The organism is Micromonospora sp. NPDC005194 (genome assembly GCF_040608335.1).
Classification (GTDB): Bacteria; Actinomycetota; Actinomycetes; order Mycobacteriales; family Micromonosporaceae; genus Micromonospora.
This window is the reverse complement of sequence record NZ_JBEXIA010000019.1, coordinates 89,393-107,478: the sequence shown is the minus strand read 5'-3', so window position 1 is coordinate 107,478 and position 18,086 is coordinate 89,393. Positions and strand designations below refer to the sequence as shown.

The window sequence follows — 18,086 nt, the reverse complement described above, 5'->3', positions numbered from 1 at the left end:
GATCGGCGGGGGCAGGGTGCGCTGCGGTCGGTGGGTGGGCGTGGCAAGGTGGTCGAAGGTCGCATCGTGAGGCGGGGGGCGGGATGGACCGACGACTGGCCGCGCTGGCCAAGGCGCACGGCGTGTCCACCTGGTACGAGGACTGGCGGCACCGTCGAGTCGAGGTCGCACCGGAGACCGTCGTGGGCGTGCTCGGCCTGCTCGGCGTGGACGCCACCAGCCCGGCCGCCGTGGCCGACGCGCTCGCCGCCGCCCGCGCGGTCGATTCGACCGCGTTGCCGGCGACGGTGGTGCTGACCCAGGGCACAACCCGGGCGCTGCCCGGCCCGGGCGTGGTGACCCTGGAGGACGGCGGCCGCCGCGACGTCGACGGCGAGTTGCCGGAAGACCTGCCGCTGGGCTGGCACCGGTTGGGCTGCGCCGGCCGCGAGACGACGCTCGTGGTGGTGCCCCGTCGGCTGCCCGTGCCGCCGCGCACCTGGGGTTGGATGCTCCAGCTCTACGCGCTCACCTCGGAACGCTCCTGGGGCATGGGCGACCTCGGCGACCTGGCCGAGTTCACCGGCTGGGCCGGTGCCACGGGCGCGGGGCTGGTGCTGCTCAACCCGCTGCACGCGGTGGGACCCGCGCACCCGGTGGCCGCCTCACCGTACTCACCCGCCAGTCGGCGCTTCGTCAACCCGCTCTACCTGCGCGTCAGTGACACCGCCGCGTACGCCGCGGCAGACTCGGCGACCCGGGCGGTGGTGGACGCGCTGCGCCCCGACCGCGGCGACCTGATCGACTACGACGAGGTGTGGAGCGCCAAGCGGCACGCCCTGGAGCTGCTGCACCCGTACGCCCAGCCGGTCGACCTGGCCGCGGACCCGGCGCTGGCCAGCTTCGCCACCTGGTGCGCGCTGGCGGAGCGGCACGGCAACGACTGGCGTGCCTGGCCGGCGGAGCTGCACCACCCGGACGCCCCGGCGGTCGCCGAGCAGCGTCGGCAGCTCGCCGACCGGGTGGCCTTCCACGCCTGGCTGCAACACCTGTGCGACGAGCAGCTCGACGCCGTCACCGCGGCGGCCCGGGCGGCCGGGATGCCGGTCGGCGTGGTGCACGACCTGGCCGTCGGCATCGACCCGGGCGGCGCGGACGGCTGGCAGCTCGCCGACGTCCTGGCCCAGGGGGTGCGGGTCGGCGCCCCACCGGACGACTTCAACCAGCTCGGCCAGGACTGGGGCCTCGCCGCATGGCGGCCGGACCGGCTCGCCGAGACCGGGTACGCGGCGTACCGGGACATGCTGCGGCGGACCCTGCGGCACGCGGGCGGCCTACGGGTCGACCACGTCGCGGGGCTGTGGCGGCTGTGGTGGGTGCCGCCGGGCGCCGGCGCCGCCGAGGGCACCTACGTCCGATACGACGCCGAGGCGATGCTCGGCATCCTCGCGCTGGAGGCCCACCGGGCCGGCGCGGTGGTGGTCGGCGAGGATCTCGGCACGGTCCAACCCGCCGTGACCCGGGGCCTGCGGGGGCGCAACATGCTCGGCTCGACCGTGCTGTGGTTCGCCCGGGACGACGACGGCACCTTCGTCCCGCCGGCCCGCTGGCCGCGTAACGCGCTGGCCAGCATCTCCACCCACGACCTGCCGACCGCGCCGGGCTTCCTGACCGGGGAGCACGTCCGTGTCCGCGACGAGTTGAAGTTGCTCGGCACCGACGTGGCGGTCGAGCGCGCCCGGGCCGCCGCCGACCGCGAGCGACTGCTGGCGATGCTGCGCGACGAGGCGCTGCTGCCCGAGCCGGCCGACCCGGGGTCGACGCCCGGCGGCGAGCCGGGCCCACCCGACGACGACGTGGTGGTGGCGATGCACGCGGCGCTCGCGGCCAGCCCCACCCGACTGCTCGGCGTCTCCCTCTACGACGTGCTGGGTGAGGTGCGCCAGCCCAACATGCCGGGCACGGTCGACGAGTATCCGAACTGGCGGCTGCCGCTGCCGGCGACCGTGGCGCAGATCCGCGCCGACCCGAGGGTGACGCGGGTCGTCGACCTCCTCACCGCCGCGCGTCCCCGATCGACCGCCCCGCGCCGGTCCGGGACGAGCAGCCCTCAGGCCGACCAGTCGTAGCGGGCGGGCAGCCCGAGGAAGTCGGCGTACCGCCCCAGGGCCTGCTCCACCCGGGCTCGCTCGCCGGCGTCCAGCGTCGTCAGCGGCCGGATCGCCACGGTGACGGCGGCCCGGCCGAGCGCGCGCTTCCAGACGCCCACCACCCGGCCGGCACGGACCACGGTCGCCTGGAAGATGCCGTTGTTGCCGGGCACCACGGCCGCCTGGTGCGCGGGGTCGAGCATCAACGTGCGGTCCCGGTAGCCGAGCAGGTACTCGTCGAAGCCGGGCAGCGCCAGCACGTCGGCCTGCGGCGCGCGCGCACCGGCCAACGCCGTGTCACACAGCGCCGCGTCCACGTGCATCGGCTCGCCGTCGACGAGCACCGTGCTCAGCAGTTCGCCGGCGGCTGCCAGGCCGCGCCGCGCGTCGGTCAGGGTGAGGCCGCTCCAACCGGCGAACTCCCGGGCGGTGACCGGCCCGTGCCCGCGGACGTAGCGGTGGGCGAGCAGGGCCAACGCCTCGTCCCGATCCAGGTGGCGTTGCTCCGGCGCCCACTCGTCGAGCAGGGCGAAGGTCTGGTCTGTGCCGACGTTCGGCGCCACGCAGGTCACCCCGCGCACACTCGCGTACCAGAGCAGGTGGTAGCCGCGCTGGCCGTCCGTCGACAGGCCCGCCGCGCGAAGGGCCGCCAGGCACTCCGCCCGCGTGAGCCGGCGCCCGCCGACCAGCGCGGCGCCGAGCACGTCCAGCGCCCGGTCCGCGTCGGCCTCGGTGAGCCCGAGTTGCGTTCGACGGGCCGCCGCGCCGGCCAGCGAGCGGACGCCGGTCAGCTCCAGCATCCAGCGGGTGTCGGCGGGAGGAACGAGGTGCACGGTGCCCCGCATCGGCCAGGTGCGCAGAGCTTCGCGGCGCTCCAGCGCCGCCTGCACGTCGGCCCTGGTCCACCCCGGCAACCGGGCGCCCAGCGACCACAGCCCGCTCGCCAGATCCTGCGCCTGCATGGCGCCGAACCACTCGACCACCTCGGCCACCGCGCCGGGCCGGATGCTCGGGTGCGGTCGCAACAGCAGGCTCGTCATCCGCAGACCGAGCGCCTCGGACGCGGTGAGTTCCGTGGTCATCGGACTCCCTTTCCCGGAGGTGGCTGCGTCAGGGTAGGGCACCCGGCCGACAGTGCCTCGTGTGCATAACCACCTGAGCAGCGGGAAGGCGGCCCCCCGGAAGTACGCGAGCCGCGCGTACGGAGGGGAGTCTCATGACTGCCGCAAGCGAGCCGGCCCGGGGTGCCGGCGTACCGGCCGGGTCTCGGAGCCACCGGGGGGAAGCCAACGCGAAGACCAGTGCGGCCGCCACCTTCGCTCTGGTGTTCGGCGTCGCCGGCCTGTTCAGCGTGTTGACCGCCATCCTCGCGTGGCTGGGGCTGGTGCTCGGCATCATCGGAATCATCCTCGGCATCGTCGGGCTCAAGATGGCGCAACGACCCGGGGTGACCGGCCGCGGGGTGTCGATCGGCGGTCTGGTGCTGAGCATCCTGGCGGTGCTGATCGGCCTCGGCCTCGCCGCGGGCATCACCACCTTCGTCAACAACGAGAACGCGGTGGACCGCCTCCAGACGCAGGTCAACAAGCTGCGCGACAAGCTCGACTGACGCGGGCCGCCCCGACGGGGAGCACGTTCGACGACGCGGGGCGGGTCGCGACCCGGGCCCCAGTAGGGTGGGCGACGTGCTCCGCCAGGTCAACGCCATCCGCTACGTCACGCCGCTGCGCGAGGGTGGCTCGCTGCCGGGCGTCGTGGAGGCCGACGACCTCGGCACGTACGTGGCGAAGTTCTCCGGCGCCGGGCAGGGGCCCAAGGCGCTCATCGCCGAGGTGATCTGCGGTGAGCTGGCCCGCCGGCTGGAGTTGCGGGTGCCGCCGCTGGTGGTCCTCGACATCGACCCGGTGATCGGGCGGGCCGAGCCCGACCAGGAGGTGCAGGAGCTGCTGCGCAACAGCGGCGGCGCCAACCTGGGGATGGACTTCCTCCCGGGAGCGCTCGGCTTCGACCCGGTCGCACACCCGGTCGATGCCGTGCTGGCGTCCCGGGTGCTCTGGTTCGACGCGTACGTGGAGAACGTCGACCGGAGCTGGCGCAACCCGAACCTGCTGGTCTGGCACCGGGAGCTGTGGCTCATCGACCACGGCGCCGCGCTGTACTTCCACCACAACTGGCCGCGCGCCGACGCCGCCGTGCACCGGGCCTACCGCGCGGACGATCACGTGCTGGAGCCGTACGCGTCGCGGCTGGCCGAGGCCGACGCGGAGCTGGCGCCCCGGGTCACCCCGGAGCTGCTGCGGGAGGTCCTGGCGCTGGTGCCGGCACAGTGGCTGACCGCCGCCGACTTCGACTCGGCCGACGCGGCGCGGGAGGCGTACGTGGCGCACCTGTCGCGGCGGGTCGCCCGCCCGGCGGACTGGCTACCGGCGGGGAGCGTGGCGTGAGGCATCCCTTCGAGTACGCCCTCATCCGGCTGGTGCCCCGCATCGAGCGCGGCGAGCAGATCAACGTCGGGGTGCTGCTCTACTGCCAGCAGCGCGACTTCCTGGCCGCGCGGACGCACCTGGATGTCGACCGGGTCCGCGCGCTGGCGTCCGACGTCGATCTGCCGGCCGTGGCCGCGGTGCTCGACTCCCTGGACCGGACCTGCTCCGGTGACGGGCCGGCGACCCGGATGCGGCTCGGTGAGCGGTTCCACTGGCTGGCCGCGCCCCGCAGCACGATGATCCAGGCGGGCCCGGTGCACACCGGCCTCACCGCTGACCCGGCCGGCGAGTTGGACCGGCTGATGGCGGCGCTGGTCCACTGAGCGCACCGGCCGTGAGGTTCGGGAAGAGCCCCTGATCGCGCTGCGCCAGCGTCGTTGCCGGCGGAGCGCGATCCCCCGTTCAGGCGCCCGGTGCCATCCGGCGGCAGGATCGCGCCGGCACCGATGGCATCAGGATGGCCGCCCGTGCTGGCGGCCGGGCCGCAACGACCGGGAACTTGCGGAAAACTTGAGCCCGGACGACCGGAAGGCCGCTGTCGGCGTCGTTTGTCACCGCACCTGGGGGGTAGTCGCGGGAGCTGACCCGAGACGAGAAGGGGACAATCTGATGGCTGCCCAGACCAAGGTAGCGGTGATCTATTACAGCGCCACCGGCATCACGTACCAGATGGCGCAGGCCACGTGCGAGGCCGCCGGGGAGGCCGGCGCCGACGTGCGCCTGCGCAAGGTGCGGGAGCTGGCGCCGGACGAGGCGATCCGCTCCAACTCCGGCTGGCAGGCGCACCACCTGGAGACCCAGGACGTGCCCGAGGCGATGATCGACGACCTGGCCTGGGCCGACGTGGCGATCTTCGGATCCCCCACCCGGTACGGCATGATCGCCGCCCAGCTGAAGCAGTTCATCGACACCACCGGTCCGCTGTGGGCGCAGGGCGCGTTGGCCAACAAGGTCTACGCGGGCTTCACCTCCACGGCGACCTCGCACGGAGGGCAGGAGACCACCCTGACCTCGCTCTTCAACGTCTTCTACCACTGGGGTGGTGTCGTGGTGCCCCCCGGCTACACCGACTCCAGCCAGTTCATCGCCGGCAACCCGTACGGCGCCTCGCACACCAGCAACAACGGGGAGATCGCCCCGGACGCGGTGGCGCTGGGCGCCTGCGCCCTCACCGCCCGCCGGGCGGTGCAGATCGGCGCCGCGCTCAAGCAGGGCATGGGCGGCTGACAGATGGTGCGACCGGTGGCGCGGGCGGGGGCTCTCGGCCCGCTCGCACCACCGGTCGCACCAGCCCTACCCCACGACGGCGGTGGCTATGCCGAGCGGGCGCGGCCGGTCGGCTACGCCTGGTGGGCCGGGCCGGTCGGCGATGCCTGCCGGGCCGGGCGTGGCGCCGGCAGCAGATCGGCCAGCAACTCGGTCAGCACGGTCAGCCCGTCCGGGCTGAGCACCGACTCCGGGTGGAACTGCACCCCGGCGAAACCCTGCCCGCGCAGGGCGTGCACGGACCCGTCGCGCGCGTCCCGGGCCAGCTCCACCGTCCCGTACGCGGTGTGCAGCCGGTCCGCCTCGGCCCGCGCGGTGAACGAGGAGTAGAAGCCGACCCGGCGGGCCCGGCCGAACAGGGCGACCTCCCGTTGCAACCCCTGATAGGGCGCGTCGCGGCGGTGCAGGGGCAGCCCCAGCAACCCGGCCAGCACCTGGTGCCCCAGGCAGACCGCGAGGGTGGGCCGGCCGGTCGCCAGCAGCCCGTCCAGCAGCTTGCGCAACGCGGCCATCTTCGGGTCGTCCGAGCTGCCCGGGTCGCCCGGCCCGGGCCCGGCCACCACCAGGTCGTACTCGTCGACCGGGCCACCTGCGTGCCACGGCCGCAGGGTGACCGCGAGACCCAACGCGCCCAGTTGGTGCGCCAACATGCCGGTGAAGGTGTCCTCGGCGTCCACGATCAGTGCCCGCAGACCAACCAACCCGGGCAGCCCCGGCGCGTCCGGCGCCCGCTGGTCCAGCCAGAACCGGGCCAGCGGCGTGTTCCGCGCGGCGAGCGCGTCGCGTACCGCCGGGTCGTCGGCCAGCCGCACGACCGGCCCGCGGTCGCCGGCGGGCGCCGCCGGGCCGAGACCGAGCGCGGCCAGCACTCCGGCGGCCTTGGCGTGCGTCTCGGCCACCTCGCCGGCCGCCGTCGAATGCCGAACCAGGGTCGCGCCGACCGGCACCCGCAGCCGGCCGGTGGGGGAGATCTCGGCGGTACGGATCAGGATCGGCGCGTCCAGCGTCTGGCGACCGGCGTCGTCGTGACCGAGCAGGGCCAGCACGCCCGCGTAGTAGCCCCGGCCCCGGCGCTCGTGCCGGGCGATCACCCGGCAGGCGTTCTCCATCGGGCTGCCCGTCACGGTGGGCGCGAACATCGTCTCCCGCAGCACCTCCCGCACGTCGCGGGTGCCCCGCCCGGCGAGCAGGTACTCGGTGTGCGCCAGGTGGGACATCTCCTTGAGGTACGGGCCGATGACCTGGCCGCCGTGCTCGGCGACGGTCGCCATCATCTTCAGCTCCTCGTCGAGCACCATGTAGAGCTCCTCGACCTCCTTCGGGTCGGCGAGGAACCGCAGCAGCGCTTCCCGGTCCGGGGCGTCGCCGCCGGGCCGGAAGGTGCCGCTGATCGGGTTCATCATCACGAGCCCGTCGTCGACGCTGACGTGTCGTTCCGGGCTGGCGCCGACCAGGGTCCGGGTGTCGGTGTGCACCACGAACGTCCAGTAGGCGCCGCGCTCGGCGACCAGCAGCCGGCGCAGCGCGGCCAGCGCCGCCACCAGCGGGGCGCCCTGCACGCTGGCGTGCAGGGTGCGGTGGATGACGAAGTTCGCGCCCTCGCCGCGGCCGATCTCCTCGGTGAGCACCCGCTGCACGATCCGCGCGTACTCCTCGTCGCTGACGTCGAACGCGGCGTCGCGGGTGCGGACCGGCTGGTCGGGCAGCGCGGCCAGGGCCTCGGCCAGGGGGATCCGCCGGTGCTCGCGGACCTGGAGGCACTCCAGCGGGGCGTCGTCGTCGACGCAGGCGAAGCCACGCTCGGCGATCTGCCGGAACGGCACCAGGGCCAGCGTCCGCGCCCCGGGCGCACCCGGCGACAGCGGGATGTCCGCCAGGCGGTCGACGGTGGCGACGACGCCGGTGAACAGTTCCAGCTCGTCGGCGCCCTCGCGGCGCAACAGCGCGAACGGGCCGGGGTCGTCGCCACGGGAGATGGCGGCGAGCAGGTCGGTCAGGTGGGTCAGGCTGGTCATCGTGGTCTCCGTGGGCCGGGCGCCGCCAGCGGTGGCGGCCATCCGGGCCGGGAGATCCGGCGGCCGCCTCGGTGGCGGCCGCGTGGATGGAGCTACGCGCGGGGGGTGGCCGCCGGGTCGGCGGGCCACCAGGAGGTTGGGTGCGCGAGCATGCGGTCCACCTTACGCGGCCGCGGGCCGGCTCGGGACCCCTTCGGGCGTACCGGTGTGCCCGGCCGGACCTCCGTTCCCGCGCGGCCGGCACCGGGTAACTTGACCGGCGATGAACATTCTCGCGCTCGACCTGGGCACCTCCTCCGTACGGGGGCTGGTGCTGGACGGGGAGACCCAGCCGCTGCCCGGCGCCCTGGCCCGGCGGAAGGTCAACCTCGCCCTCGGTGACGACGGCACCGGCACGCTCTCCGGCCCCGACTACCTCGCCTGTCTCATCGAGTGCCTGGACGAGCTGGCCGAGGCGGGGCACCTGCACGACGTCGACCTGGTGGCGACCTCCGCGCAGTGGCACTCGGTGCTTCCGCTGGACCGCGACGGCACTCCGCTGGGCCCGGTCGTCACCTGGTTGGACACCCGGCCCGCGCCGGTCGGCGACACGTCCGGCCCGGCCGACCCGGACGCCTTCCACCAGCGCACCGGCTGCTGGTGGCACCGCTCCTACTGGTCGGTGCGCCTGCCCTGGCTGCGGGAACAGTCCGGCACGCCGATCGCCCGGTTCGTCGGCCTGCCGGAATACGTGCTGGGCGAGCTGCTGCAGGCGGCGCCCATGTCGGTCTCCCAGGCCTCCGGCACCGGCCTGCTGGATCTGAGCAGCCTGCGCTGGGATGAGGAGGCGTTGACGCTGGCCGGTGCGCGACCGCGCGACCTGCCGACCCTGGGTGAGCTGGACTGGCACGGCCGGCTCCGGCCCGACCGCGCCCGCCGCTGGCCGCAGCTGGCCGAGGCCCGGTGGGCGCCGCCGGTGGGTGACGGCGGGGCGTCGAACGTCGGCTCGGGCTGCGCCGACCCGAGCCGGGCCGCGGTCACGGTGGGCACCTCCGCGGCCGTACGCCTGATGCAGCGGATCCCGGCCGGAGAGCCGCTACCACGACTGCCCGAACGACTCTGGCGCTACCGGGTCGACCACGACCACGTGGTGACCGGGGCTGCGTACTCCAGCGGTGGCAACCTGTTCGCCTGGGCGAACAGGGAGCTGCGACTGCCCCACGGGGATGAGCTGGACGCGGCGCTGGCGTTGGTGCCGGCGGGCGGCGGCCGGCCGACCGACCCCCGTTTCGGGGGCGACCGGCCGCCCGGGTTGGCGCCGGCCGGCTCGGGCGAGCTGCGCGGCCTGAGCTTCAGCACCACGGCGGTGGACATCCTGGCCGGGTTGATGCAGGGGCTGTGCGAGCTGGTCGCCGACGATCTCGCGGTGCTGGAGTCCACGGTCGACAAACCGGTCGGGGTGGTGCTGGGTGGCGGCGCGGTGGCCGCCTCGGTGTGGTGGCGGCAGGCGTTCGCCGCCGCGCTCGCGCCGCGACCGGTGTCGCACCAACGCAACCCGGAGATCGGTGCCACCGGCGCCGCGTTGGTCGCGCTGGGCCGCTTTGGTGCGGCGGCCGAGCTCGCCGACATCGGCCAGACGGATGAGCTGGTCTTACCGACCACGACAGGACGATCCCACCCGCAGTATTCTTCCTGAACTTTCGCCCTGCCCGGGCCGTTGACAGCGCTACCGAGCCTGGTTGGATGGACTGCGCTCCCCGGGTCGCGGTGGACGCGGCAGGAGGAGGCAGGGTGGCGGGAGGTCCCGATCCGGCGACCGGCGGGGTGTCGAATCACCGCCGGCGACGCTTCGACGTCCGCGTCGTTCCGCATCGACGCCGCTCGCCGTTCCGGCTGCGGGACTGGCGGATGAGCACCAAGCTGGCCACCGTGCTGGTGGTGCCGTCGGTGGCGTTCCTGGTGCTCGCGGGCGTGCAGACCAGCGCCCTGGTCGGACGGACGACCGCGCTGAACGACTTCTCCCGGCAGGTCGGCATCGGCCGGCAGATCACCGCAGTGGTGCACCAGCTCCAACAGGAGCGGGACCGTTCGGCGGGTGAGCTGGGCGAGCTGCGCCGCGGTGGCGACCGGCAGGCCGCCGCCACCGCGCTGCGACCGTTGCAGGCGGCCTCCGACCGGGCGATGGCCGACCTGAGCCGGGCGGCCGGGCCGCTGGCCGATGCCGACGCGTCCTGGCGGGTGGCCTTCTCCGAGGCGCAGGAGGCGTACGACCAGGTGATCGACATCCGTCCGGCGATCCCGCCGGCGGTGCTCAGCAACGACACCATCCTGAGCAACTACCACCGGGCCGTGGGCGCGCTGCTGGACCTGCTCGCCGAGCCGACGCCGGGTCAGGACCGGGCGGCGCTGAGCGACTCGGTGCTGCGCTACGTGCAGCTGGCCCGGGTCAAGGAGCTCTCCTCCCGCGTCCGCGCCCAGCTCTACGCCGCCGCCCGCGCCGGCCGGTACGGCACGGAGGACCGGGTGGTCCTCACCGACCTGCGCGCCCAGCAGTTGACCGCCCTCGGCGCGTTCCGGGTGGCCGCCACCACGGATCAGATCCGCCGGTACGACGAGACCTCGGTGAACCCGCTGTTCCTGGTCGCCACCCAGCTGGAGGAGCGCAGCCTGCCGGCCGGGAACGCCGCGCCCGAGGTGCTGCCGTCGGAGCAGTGGTGGTCGGCCAGCCAACAGCGCCAGGAGTTGCTGCGCCAGGTCGAGGCGGGGGTGCTGGACGACGCGGTGCGCCAGGCCGACGACGCCAGCAGCGGCCAGTTGCGGGCCACCCTGCTGGTGGTGGGCGGTGTCGTCGCCGTGCTGCTGGTCGCCCTGCTGATCTCATTGCTGGTGGGGCGGTCGGTCGCCCGGTCGATGCGGCTGCTGCGCAGCCAGGCGCTGCGCATCGCGCAGGTCGAGCTGCCGGACGCGCTGGATCGGCTGCGGACCGTCACCGGCGGGGTGCCGAGCATCGACGTCGCGCCGGCTGTGGTCCGTTCGCTCGACGAGATCGGTGAGCTGGCGGAGGCGTTCGTCGCGGTGCACCGCAGCGCCGTGACCGTAGCCGTCGAGCAGGCGCTGATGCGTCGCAACGTCAATGCGATGTTCGTCAACCTGGCCCGCCGCAGCCAGGTGCTGGTGGAGCGCCAACTGGAGTTGCTCGACGACCTGGAGCGCGAGGAGAGCGACCCGGACCAGCTCGGCAACCTGTTCAAACTCGACCACCTGGCCGCCCGGATGCGCCGTAACGACGAGAGCCTGCTGGTGCTCGCCGGTACGGACTCCACCCGTCGGTGGAACCGTCCGGTGGGTCTCGGCACCGTGCTGCTGGCCGCCGCCGCCGAGATCGAGCAGTACCAGCGGGTCCGGCTGGATTCGGTGGGCGAGGTCAACGTGGTGGGGCACGCGGTCGGGGAACTGGTGCACATGCTGGCCGAGCTGCTGGAGAACGCGACCGCGTTCTCCCGTCCGGACACGGTCGTGCTGGTGACCGCCCGGGTCGAGGCGTCGGGCGCGTTGATCGAGATCGTGGACGACGGCCTGGGCATGAGCCCGACCGCGCTGGCCGAGGCGAACGCGGTGCTGGCCAGCCCGCCGGCCGCGGACGTCGCGGCGGTCGAGCGGATGGGCCTGTTCGTGGTCAGCCACCTGGCGAGCCGGCTGGGCGTGCGCGTGCAGCTCGACGCACGCCAGAGCGGCCTGGTCGCGCGGCTGGTGCTGCCGGCCGCCCTGCTGGCTCCGGCCGGTGCGGTGGAGCTGGATCCGCCGGCGCCGGCCCGGATGCTGGCGGCGAGTGCGGCGCGGGGCGCCGCGGCGCAGCGGATGGCGGGGGCCCCCCGGTCGGCTGGTGCCCGTGGGCCGGCCGTCGCGCCGCTGGACCTGCCGGTGGCCGGTCGCCCGCCGGCTGCCACCGTGCCGCGCCAGACCCGCCCCGTGCCGGTACGCGCCGAGGACGTGTTGGCTCCGGCCGCCTCCGATGACGGCGGCGGCTGGTGGTCCCGGCAGGGGCCGACCGGGGCGGCGGCCCCCGGCCCGGCCGCGCCGCCCGCCACTCCGGTGACGGCCGGCACGAATGAGCGGGGCCTGCCGGTACGCGTGCCGATGGCGCAACTCTCCGCGGTCACCCGCCCGGCCCAGCCGGAGTCGGCGCCGGCGCGCGCCGAACTGGACCCGGAGGCGGTCGGTGGCATGCTTTCCCGGCTCTACAGCGGGGTACGGCGTGCCGAGGCCGAGGACACCACCGAGATATCGGTGCCACCCTCGTGGGGGCACGACGAAGGAGGACGACGACAGTGACGACGTTGAGCCAGGAGGCACGTGACCTGAGCTGGCTGGTGAGCGCGTTCGCAGAGCGGGTGCCGGGTGTGGCGCACGCGGTGGTGGTCTCCTCCGACGGGCTGCTGGTGGCGATCTCCGACCATCTGCCCCGCGACCACGCGGACAAGCTCGCCGCGGTGACGTCCGGGCTGATGAGCATCACGGCGGGCGCGGCGCAGATGTTCGACGGCGACATCGTCAAGCAAACGGTGGTCGAGATGGGCCGGGGCTACTTCCTCGTGATGCAGGTGCGCGACGGATCGATCCTGGCCACGCTCGCGGCCGGCGACGCGGACATCGGCGTGGTGGGCTACGAGATGGCCCGGCTGGCGAAGCAGGCGGGGGAGATGCTCACCCCTGCCCTGCGGGCGGAGTTGCAGCAGGCGCTGCCCCGCTGAACGTTGCCGACCGTGACCCGGACGGTCACCGGCTCACCCGGAGCCGAGCCGTCCGGGCCCGGCCGTCCGGGCGGCCCGCTCAGAAACCGCCCTCGGCGATGACGGAGCGGTACCAGTGGGCGCTGCGCTTGAGCACCCGGCGCTGGGTGGCGTAGTCCACGTAGACCAGGCCCCAGCGTTGGTCGTACCCTTCGTCCCACTCGAAGTTGTCGAGCATCGACCACACGTGGAAGCTCTCCAGCGGCACTCCGGCGCTGATGGCGCGGTGCGCGGCGGCCAGGTGGTCGCGCAGGAAGGTGATCCGGCCGCTGTCGTCGACGGTGTCGTCGGCGGCCAGGGTGTCGGGGGTGGGCAGGCCGTTCTCGGTGACGGTGAGCGGGATCGGGCCGTAGTCGCGGGTGACCCGGGTCAGGATGTCGTACATCCCGTCGGGGTAGATCTGCTGCCAACCGGCCTCGGAGGTCGGCCACCGGTGTTCGGTGCTGCCGTCGGCCGTGACGTAGATGGGCGTGTAGTACTGCACGGCCAGCAGGTCGACCGGCGACGAGATCACCGCCAGGTCGCCGTCGCGGATGCCGCGAACCATCCGGCTCTGCGGGCCCAGGTCGGCCAGCACGTCCTGCGGGTAGCTGCCCTTGAGCAGCGAGTCGAGGTAGAGGCGGTTCTCGTAGCCGTCGTAGAGCTGGGCGGCGGCGCCGGCCTCGGGGGAGTCGTCGGTGGGGTAGCAGGGGTGCAGGTTGAGCGCGGGGCCGATCCGGCCGGTGCCGTTGGCGGCGCGCAGCGCGCGGACCGCGAGGCCGTGGGCCAGTTGCAGGTGGTGGGCGACGAGGTAGGCGGCGTCCGGGTCCTGCCGGCCGGGCGCGTGGTGGCCCATGAGATAGCCGTTCTGGACGACGGTCTTGGGCTCGTTGATGGTGAGCCAGACCGGCACCCGGTCACCGAGGGCGGTGAACACCGCGTCGGCGTAGTCGGCGAAGCGGTGGGCGGTGTCGCGGGACTCCCAGCCGTCGGCGTCCTGCAACGCCTGCGGCAGGTCCCAGTGGAACAGGGTGGCCATCGGGGCGATGCCGCGCTCGTGCAGGCCGTCGAGGAGGCGGCGGTAGAAGTCGAGCCCGCGCTGGTTGGGCGCGCCGGTGCCGTCGGGCTGAACGCGGGGCCAGGAGATGGAGAAGCGGTAGCTGCGCAGACCCAGGTCGCGCATCAGGTCGAGGTCTTCGGCGTACCGGTGGTAGTGGTCCGCGGCCACGTCGCCGGTGTCGCCGTTGCGGGTACGCCCGGGGACACGACTGAAGGTGTCCCAGACCGACTCGCCGCGGCCGTCCTCCTTGGTTGCGCCCTCGATCTGGTAAGCGGAGGTGGCCGCGCCCCAGCCGAAGTCGCGGGGAAAGCGCAGCGGGCCGGCGGGCCCGGTAGGTATCGACATGGATTCTCCTCGTGGATACGGGGCCGCCGCCGAGATTCGGGAGCGCTCCCAGAATAGGCCAGGAGCGGCCGGCCCCGTGAGCCGGCCGTCACGGCGGCCGGACATGGCGGGTCGAGGCGGGTGAGGGCCCCGGACAGCGAACGAGGCCGACCGGGCGGCGCTTGGCGCCTGTCCCGTCGGCCTCTTTTCCCATTGTGTACGGGGGTTTAGTGTGGGGACGGGGGAGGGCAACCCCCGTCCCCACCGTAACTGCACACACACGGGCGGAATTTGGGTCCTGCCGTGCGTGTCGCGCGGGAGCCGGGCCACGCGAGTGGCTCTGGTTCCACCTCCCTCCCTGTGGCGGGATGATGGCTGACGGCGGCGTCCGGGCTGGCCCGCCGTCGGCCTTCGGGTTGGTTCCCCGGGGCCCGCCACGAGGACGGTCCCGGTGATCTTCCAGTTGGAACCTTTGTCGATGGAAGCGCTCCCATCGACCGATGTTGCGACTGTAACGCCCGTCACGCCTTTGTGAAAGACCCAAAACGAGATCGAAACAACTGGGTGATCCCGTCCCCTGTGCGCTTGTTGTGGGAGCGCTTCCATGGCACACTGTCGATTCAACGCGACAGGAGCCAGATCGCGTGGGCGCGGGTCCGCCGAGGGCAGCCGGCAGCACGACTTCCGGTCACGGCACCCGAGCGCAGCCGGCGGGACCCCCTCCCGCGCGGGCCGCACCGCCGCACCCCGGCCGGGCCCGGGGCAACCACCTTCCCGGCGCCTCGAATCCCCCGCGTACCACCACACCCGCGGGCAGGCGCCTCGCCGGGGACCATCCCGGCCTGGTCCGAGGAGACACCGCGCACATGAGACAACTGGCACGACGCCGCCGAGTGGCGATCCTCGCCGCCGCCGCGCTCGCCATCGGCGGGGTGACCCTGCCCGCCGGCGCCGCGCAGGCCGCACCCGCCTGCGACGTGGTCTACGCGACCAACGACTGGAACACCGGCTTCACCGCCAACGTGACCATCAAGAACCTGGGCGACGCGGTCAGCAACTGGACGCTCAAGTGGACCTTCCCGAACAGCAGCCAGCGCGTCACCCAGGGCTGGTCGGCCAGGTTCAGCCAGTCCGGCAGTGAGGTCACCGCGACCAACGAGTCGTACAACGGCAACCTCGGCACCGGGGCTTCCACCACCATCGGCTTCAACGGGTCCTACTCGGGCAGCAACCCGAAGCCCACCTCGTTCACCCTGAACGGCACCTCCTGCAACGGCACCCCGGCCAACCAGCCGCCGACGGTCTCCCTCGCCCTGCCGAGCGGGCCGTTCACCGCCCCGGCCGACGTGCCGCTGACCGCCACGGCCAGCGACCCGGACGGGACGATCAGCAAGGTCGAGTTCTACCGCAACGGCCTGCTGATCAACACCGACACCACCGCGCCGTACACGTACACGCAGGAGGACCTGCCGGCCGGCAACTACACGGTGCAGGCCAAGGCGTACGACAACGCCAACGGCATCGGGGTCGCCGAGAAGGCGTTCACCGTCGGCGCCGCCAGCGGCCCGACGCTGATCGCCACGCCGTCCGCGGTGAGCGTCAACGAGGGTGGCACGACCACCTTCAACCTCAAGCTCAGCGCCGCGCCGACGGCCAGCGTGCCGGTCACCCTCACCCGCAGCGGAGACACCGACGTCACGGTCTCGCCGAGCACCGTCACCCTGACCCCGAGCAACTGGAACACCGGGGTCACCGTCACGGTCGCCGCGGCGGAGGACACCGACACCGTCGGCGGCACCGCCACCATCACCGCGTCCGCCACCGGTCTCGCACCCCTGGCGGTCACCGCCACCGAGATCGACAACGACACCCCCGGCGGCGACAACGCCTACATCAAGAAGTTCCTCGCCCAGTACGGCAAGATCAAGAACTCGGGCTACTTCAGCCCCGAGGGCGTGCCGTACCACTCGGTCGAGACGCTGATCGTCGAGGCGCCGGACTACGGCCACGAGACCACCTCGGAGGCGTTCAGCTTCTGGATCTGGCTGGAGGCCCAGTACGGCCGCGTCACCCAGAACTGGGCGCCGTTCAACAACGCCTGGACGGTGATGGAGAAGTACATCATCCCGTCGCACGCCGACCAGCCCACCGCGGGCTCCGCCGGCACACCGCAGTACGCCGCGGAGTACAACCTGCCCAGCCAGTACCCCTCGGCGCTGAACCCGAACATCTCCGTCGGGCAGGACCCGCTCCGCTCGGAGCTCCAGTCCACCTACGGCACCGGCGACATCTACGGCATGCACTGGTTGATGGACGTCGACAACACCTACGGCTTCGGCCGCTGCGGTGACGGCACCACCAAGCCGGCGTACATCAACACCTTCCAGCGGGGCACCCAGGAGTCGGTGTGGGAGACCGTCCCGCAGCCGTCCTGCGACACCTTCAAGCACGGCGGTCAGTACGGCTACCTCGACCTGTTCGTCAAGGACACCGGCACTCCCGCCAAGCAGTGGAAGTACACCAACGCCCCGGACGCCGACGCCCGTGCCGTGCAGGCCGCGTACTGGGCGCTGACCTGGGCCAAGGCGCAGGGCAAGCAGGCCGACGTCGCCGCCACCGTGGCCAAGGCCGCCAAGATGGGCGACTACCTGCGGTACGCGATGTTCGACAAGTACTTCAAGAAGATCGGCAACTGCGTCGGGGCCAGCACCTGCCCCGCCGGCAGTGGCAAGGACTCGGCGCACTACCTGCTGTCCTGGTACTACGCCTGGGGCGGCGCGTACGACACCAGCCAGAACTGGTCCTGGCGAATCGGTTCCAGCCACAACCACTTCGGCTACCAGAACCCGTTCGCGGCCTGGGCGCTGACCAACACGCCGGAGCTCAAGCCGCAGTCGTCGACCGCGGTCGCCGACTGGACCAAGAGCTTCGACCGGCAGCTGGAGTTCTACACCTGGCTGCAGTCGTCCGAGGGCGGCATCGCCGGCGGCGCGACCAACAGCTGGGACGGCAGCTACGCCCAGCCGCCGTCGGGCACCAGCACCTTCTACGGCATGTTCTACGACGTCGACCCGGTCTACAACGACCCGCCGTCGAACCAGTGGTTCGGCATGCAGGCGTGGTCGATGCAGCGGGTCGCCGAGCTGTACCTGCAGACCGGCAACGCGAAGGCCAAGGCGCTGCTGGACAAGTGGGTGCCGTGGGCGATCGCCAACACGACGGTCGGCACCAACTGGTCGATCCCGTCGGACATGAAGTGGACCGGTCAGCCGATCACCTGGAACCCGTCCAGCCCGCAGCCCAACACCAACCTGCACGTCGAGGTGATCAGCAAGGGCCAGGACGTCGGCGTCGCCGCCTCCTACGCCCGGACCCTGATCGCGTACGCGGCCAAGTCGGGCAACGCGGCGGCGAAGACCACCGCCAAGGGCCTGCTGGACGCGCTCGACGCCGCCAGTGACGCGAAGGGCGTCTCCACCACCGAGACGCGGGGCGACTACAAGCGCTTCGACGACACCTACGACGCGTCCACCGGGCAGGGCCTCTACGTCCCGCCGGGCTGGACCGGGAAGATGCCCAACGGCGACGCCATCGCCGCCGGCAAGAGCTTCCTCGACATCCGGTCCTTCTACAAGAACGACCCGGACTGGCCCAAGGTGCAGGCGTACCTGAACGGTGGTGCGGAGCCCAGCTTCAACTACCACCGCTTCTGGGCGCAGGCCGACGTGGCCATGGCGTACGCCGACTACGGGACCCTGTTCCCGAACGGCTGAGAGCCACCCGGGGTGGGTGGAGTGCCCCGCCCACCCCGGGGTTCGGCCGGGTCCGGGGGAACGATGGGACCCGGCCGGCGGACGGCCTGACACCCACGGTCAGGCCGGGGTGGGCCGGTCATCTGGCCAACGCAGCGGGTCGACCGGCCCACCCCACCGCCCGGACTGAAGACTGCCGCGAAAAAGCCCAGAAATTCGGGCTGTCGCGGGATCACACCAATGAGGATGACGGAGTAACGTACGTCACCGGAGAGGCCGCTCCCCCCGTGGCGGCCTCTCCACTTT

12 protein-coding genes are annotated in these 18,086 nt (G+C 73.0%); 9 read left to right on the top strand and 3 right to left on the bottom strand.

Translation table 11 applies throughout. The features are described 5' to 3' along the window. Window positions 1-83 precede the first annotated feature (83 nt). Window positions 84-2,108 (top strand): 4-alpha-glucanotransferase, encoded by a 2,025-nt coding sequence (gene malQ, locus ABZU53_RS18230; RefSeq protein WP_355066812.1) that lies wholly within the window; start codon window positions 84-86, stop codon window positions 2,106-2,108. On the opposite strand, the gene ABZU53_RS18225 is transcribed toward malQ, so the two are convergent. Further along, entirely contained in the window at window positions 2,090-3,211 is a 1,122-nt protein-coding gene (locus ABZU53_RS18225) for a winged helix DNA-binding domain-containing protein (protein WP_355066811.1), read from the bottom strand. The genes malQ and ABZU53_RS18225 overlap by 19 nt on opposite strands. 134 nt (window positions 3,212-3,345) lie before the next feature. On the opposite strand from ABZU53_RS18225, the gene ABZU53_RS18220 reads away from it, so the two are divergent. The 4 genes from ABZU53_RS18220 (at window position 3,346) to wrbA (ending at window position 5,842) form a co-directional block, all read left to right on the top strand. Next, on the top strand, window positions 3,346-3,738 hold the full coding sequence (locus ABZU53_RS18220) for a hypothetical protein (RefSeq protein ID WP_354860962.1): 393 nt from the start codon (window positions 3,346-3,348) through the stop codon (window positions 3,736-3,738). Between the two features lie 76 nt (window positions 3,739-3,814). Then, window positions 3,815-4,573, top strand: coding sequence for a HipA family kinase (locus tag ABZU53_RS18215; RefSeq protein ID WP_355066810.1), 759 nt, complete (start codon window positions 3,815-3,817; stop codon window positions 4,571-4,573). Beyond that, window positions 4,570-4,938 (top strand): DUF3037 domain-containing protein, encoded by a 369-nt coding sequence (locus ABZU53_RS18210; protein ID WP_355066809.1) that lies wholly within the window; start codon window positions 4,570-4,572, stop codon window positions 4,936-4,938. Before ABZU53_RS18215 ends, ABZU53_RS18210 begins: the two co-directional genes overlap by 4 nt. Before the next feature lie 286 nt (window positions 4,939-5,224). Then, window positions 5,225-5,842: an NAD(P)H:quinone oxidoreductase gene (wrbA, locus tag ABZU53_RS18205; protein ID WP_354860967.1), complete on the top strand. Its 618-nt coding sequence runs from the start codon at window positions 5,225-5,227 to the stop codon at window positions 5,840-5,842. A gap of 113 nt (window positions 5,843-5,955) precedes the next feature. Here wrbA and ABZU53_RS18200 read toward each other — a convergent pair whose 3' ends face one another. Then, window positions 5,956-7,887: an anthranilate synthase family protein gene (locus ABZU53_RS18200; RefSeq protein WP_355066822.1), complete on the bottom strand. Its 1,932-nt coding sequence runs from the start codon at window positions 7,885-7,887 to the stop codon at window positions 5,956-5,958. Window positions 7,888-8,158: 271 nt separating this feature from the next. On the opposite strand from ABZU53_RS18200, the gene ABZU53_RS18195 reads away from it, so the two are divergent. The 3 genes from ABZU53_RS18195 to ABZU53_RS18185 all read left to right on the top strand — a co-directional run bounded on the left by ABZU53_RS18195 (window position 8,159) and on the right by ABZU53_RS18185 (window position 12,626). Further along, complete coding sequence (locus ABZU53_RS18195) at window positions 8,159-9,571, top strand: FGGY family carbohydrate kinase (protein WP_355066808.1); 1,413 nt, start codon at window positions 8,159-8,161, stop codon at window positions 9,569-9,571. Between the two features lie 95 nt (window positions 9,572-9,666). Then, a complete protein-coding gene (locus tag ABZU53_RS18190) occupies window positions 9,667-12,207 on the top strand; it encodes a nitrate- and nitrite sensing domain-containing protein (protein WP_355066807.1) in 2,541 nt (846 codons plus the stop codon). A 5-nt stretch (window positions 12,208-12,212) separates the two neighbouring features. Continuing rightward, window positions 12,213-12,626, top strand: a complete 414-nt coding sequence (locus tag ABZU53_RS18185) for a roadblock/LC7 domain-containing protein (protein ID WP_197281421.1) — start codon at window positions 12,213-12,215, stop codon at window positions 12,624-12,626. 79 nt (window positions 12,627-12,705) lie between these two features. On the opposite strand, the gene ABZU53_RS18180 is transcribed toward ABZU53_RS18185, so the two are convergent. Next, window positions 12,706-14,049, bottom strand: a complete 1,344-nt coding sequence (locus ABZU53_RS18180; RefSeq protein WP_354863185.1) for a GH1 family beta-glucosidase — start codon at window positions 14,047-14,049, stop codon at window positions 12,706-12,708. A gap of 845 nt (window positions 14,050-14,894) precedes the next feature. Here ABZU53_RS18180 and ABZU53_RS18175 point away from each other — a divergent pair. Further along, window positions 14,895-17,801, top strand: coding sequence for a glycoside hydrolase family 48 protein (locus ABZU53_RS18175; protein ID WP_355066806.1), 2,907 nt, complete (start codon window positions 14,895-14,897; stop codon window positions 17,799-17,801). Window positions 17,802-18,086 lie beyond the last annotated feature (285 nt).

What these genes read in the sequence shown, in the direction of transcription:
- ABZU53_RS18195 (WP_355066808.1), top strand. Translation starts at nt 8,159, where the DNA reads ATGAACATTCTCGCGCTCGACCTGGGCACCTCCTCCGTACGGGGGCTG.
- ABZU53_RS18175 (WP_355066806.1), top strand. Translation starts at nt 14,895, where the DNA reads ATGAGACAACTGGCACGACGCCGCCGAGTGGCGATCCTCGCCGCCGCC.
- malQ (WP_355066812.1), top strand. Translation starts at nt 84, where the DNA reads ATGGACCGACGACTGGCCGCGCTGGCCAAGGCGCACGGCGTGTCCACC.
- ABZU53_RS18180 (WP_354863185.1), bottom strand. Translation starts at nt 14,049, where the DNA reads ATGTCGATACCTACCGGGCCCGCCGGCCCGCTGCGCTTTCCCCGCGAC.
- ABZU53_RS18220 (WP_354860962.1), top strand. Translation starts at nt 3,346, where the DNA reads ATGACTGCCGCAAGCGAGCCGGCCCGGGGTGCCGGCGTACCGGCCGGG.
- wrbA (WP_354860967.1), top strand. Translation starts at nt 5,225, where the DNA reads ATGGCTGCCCAGACCAAGGTAGCGGTGATCTATTACAGCGCCACCGGC.
- ABZU53_RS18225 (WP_355066811.1), bottom strand. Translation starts at nt 3,211, where the DNA reads ATGACCACGGAACTCACCGCGTCCGAGGCGCTCGGTCTGCGGATGACG.